This is a genomic window from Micromonospora sp. WMMD736 (assembly GCF_049179015.1).
Taxonomy (GTDB): domain Bacteria; phylum Actinomycetota; class Actinomycetes; order Mycobacteriales; family Micromonosporaceae; genus Micromonospora.
On record NZ_JBMHMI010000078.1, the window covers coordinates 1 to 2,725 of the forward strand.

General features: G+C 70.5%; 4 protein-coding genes. 3 read left to right on the forward strand and 1 reads right to left on the reverse strand.

What is annotated here, in order from left to right:
* The first annotated feature begins 7 nt into the window (after nt 1-7).
* A complete protein-coding gene (locus tag ACN269_RS33770) occupies nt 8-667 on the forward strand; it encodes a DUF4097 family beta strand repeat-containing protein (RefSeq protein ID WP_421477258.1) in 660 nt (219 codons plus the stop codon).
* Nucleotides 668-674: 7 nt separating this feature from the next.
* Here the strand turns inward: ACN269_RS33770 and ACN269_RS33775 are convergent, their stop codons facing one another.
* The gene (locus ACN269_RS33775; RefSeq protein WP_421477260.1) at nt 675-1,652 is read right to left on the reverse strand and encodes a nitronate monooxygenase; all 978 of its coding nucleotides are present in this window, start codon (nt 1,650-1,652) and stop codon (nt 675-677) included.
* Nucleotides 1,653-1,736: 84 nt separating this feature from the next.
* Between ACN269_RS33775 and ACN269_RS33780 the strand changes: the two genes are divergently transcribed.
* Entirely contained in the window at nt 1,737-2,126 is a 390-nt protein-coding gene (locus ACN269_RS33780) for a VOC family protein (RefSeq protein WP_421477262.1), read from the forward strand.
* A gap of 9 nt (nt 2,127-2,135) precedes the next feature.
* A partial coding sequence (locus ACN269_RS33785; RefSeq protein ID WP_421477264.1) for a hypothetical protein occupies nt 2,136-2,725 on the forward strand: 590 nt, incomplete at its 3' end.

Here is a 2,725-nt window from a genome sequence, read left to right on the forward strand (position 1 = left end):
CATGCCGGTGGCGATCCGGATCACCACCGACCGCGAGGCCGCGCAACCCCGCATCGACCTGCGGCTGGTCAATTCAACCCAGGCCGGCGAGCACCAGCTCAGCGTCACCGACGACGCCGACGGCGCCCGGGTGGTCGTCGGCGGGAACTCCGCCACCATGTTCGACTGGGCCCGCGGCGGCGAGATCACCGTCGTGCTGCCGCCCGATCTGGCGCGCCGGCTGTCGGTTCAGACGCGGCAAGACGCCGGTGTGGTGTTGGCCCAAGCCGACCTCGACCAGCTGATCGCCCGGACCACCCACGGCCCGGTCCTGCTCAGCGGCACGATCCGGCGCGTCGAGGTGCACACGGTGCACGGCGACGTGATATCTCGGCGTCCGATCGCGGTGGCCGATGCGTTCACCGCCACCACCGCCGACGGCGACATCACGGTGGACTTCCGCGACGCCGCACCGGACCGAGTCGAGGCGACGACCCGCAATGGCGATGTGGTGCTAGGGCTGCCCGGGCGCGGGCCCTACCTGGTGCGCGCGCAGGCCGGGGATTCGACGAAAGTCCAGGTGCCCGAGACCAACAATGCCGATGCGGCGGCCGCGGAGATCACGGCTCGCTCCGATGACGGCGATGTCGTCATCGAAACAGTCGACCAGCGCCGCTTCCGAAACTGAGCTCGCGCTATACCAACGCGCCGATGATGTCGGCGGCGGGTGCGGTGCGCGCGGCGCGGAAGCCGGTGCCGGCCCACACGTTGGTGGCCTGGGGGTCACCGGAGCGCACCGACGCCGCGCGCACCGGACTCGTCAGGTAGTGCACCTCCGGATATCCGAGCGGCGCCTGGCCGTCGTGCTCGGTGATGAACCGGTTGCGCAGGCCGCGCGCGTAGCGCCCGGAAAACGCCCGGGTGACCACGGTTTCGGTGAACTGCGGATCGCGCAGCGCGGCGCGATGCACCGGTGTGCTGCCGGCTTCGTCGGCCAGCAGGAACGCGGTGCCCAGCTGGGCAGCCACCACTCCGGCTTCGCGGACGGTCGCGATGTCCTCGGCCGTCATCAGCCCACCGGCGGCCACCACGGGCAGGTCGGTTTCGGTCAGCACGCTGCGCAGCAGCTCGTGCAGCGGCGCACCGGCGGGCGGCGCCGCCGGATCGAAGGTGCCGCGATGGCCGCCGGCCGCGGGGCCCTGCACCACCAGCGCGTCGACCCCGCAGGAGACCGCCGCGCCGGCCTCGGCGACGGTCGTCACCGTGCCGACGGTCGTGATGCCGGCCGCGCGCAGCCGCGCACATTCGCCGGGTGACGGCAGCCCGAACGTGAACGAGACCACCTGCGGTCGCAGGTCCAGCACCACACCGAGTTTGGCCGCCCAGCCGTCGTCGTCGAACCGCGGCTCGCCCAGGCTGACTCGGTAGCGTTGCGCCTCACCGGAAAGATCGCGCGCATACCTCTCGATGTCTGCTGGTAGCGCAGCACTCGGTTGCGGCACAAAAAGATTGACGCCGACCGGCCCCGCGGTCAGGCGCCGGGCCGCGGTGAGGCGCTCGGCCAGCGACTCGGCGCTGAGATAGCCGGCCGCGACGAAACCCAGCGCACCGGCATTGCTGCCGGCGGCGGCCAGTTCGGGGGTCGACGGCCCCCCGGCCATCGGCGCCACCACGATCGGGCGAGTCAGCTCACGAAGGTCGAACACCATGGCCTCCGTTGCTACCACGGAACGGTTCGGGGTGGGACACTGGATGAAATGACAGTGACGTTCAACCACACCATCGTCGCGGCCAAGGACCGCACGGCGTCGGCCACGTTCTTCACCGAGCTGTTCGGCCTGCCCGCCGCCAAGGAGTTCGGCCCGTTCCTGGCCGTCGAGCTCAACCACGGCGTAAGCCTCGACTACGCACAGGCCTCCGCGGGTGCAGACATCCCGCCCCAGCACTACGCCTTCCTGGTGTCTGAGGACGAGTTCGACGCCATCTACGGCCGGATAATCGATCGGGGCTTGCAGCACTGGGCCGACCCGCACGGCAGCCGACCCAACGAGATCAACCACAACGACGGCGGACGCGGGGTCTACTTCCGTGACCCGGCCGGCCACAACCTGGAGATCATCACCCGGCCCTACGGGTCCGGCGGCTAGGTTTGCAGGATGGCTCCGCTACGGGTGATCCAGTGGGGCACCGGCGCGGTCGGGCGCGAGGTGCTCGAGGCGGTCCTGGGCCGCGACGACCTGTCGCTGGTGGGCGTCAAGGTGTACTCCGACGACAAGGACGGCGCCGACGCCGGGACGTTGGCCGGCCGCGGCCCGGTCGGCGTCGCGGCCACCACCGACACCGACGAGATCCTGGCTCTCGATGCTGACTGTGTCGTGTACACCCCGCGCAACACCGACCTGGACGACGTGTGCGCACTGCTGGCCAGCGGCAAGAACGTCGTCACGACGGCATTCCTGTTCCATCCGGAGCGCCGGCCCGCCGCCGACCGGGACCGGCTGCTGGCAGCCTGCCGGCAGGGTTCAGCCACGGTGCATGGCAGCGGGCTGAATCCGGGAAACGTGTCCGGGGCGCTGCCGTTGGCGCTATCGGGGATGAGCCGCACCATCGAGAAGGTCACCCTGCAGGAGCGGGCCGACTGGTCGGTCTACGACAGCACGGCCATCACCTTCGACAACATGTCGTTCGGGCGTCCGCCCGCCGAGATCAGCCCCACCGCCACCGAGTTTCTCTCGTTCAACAGCGG

Excerpts from the sequence above, each read along its gene's own strand:
- ACN269_RS33780 (WP_421477262.1), top strand. The coding sequence starts at position 1,737 with ATGACAGTGACGTTCAACCACACCATCGTCGCGGCCAAGGACCGCACG.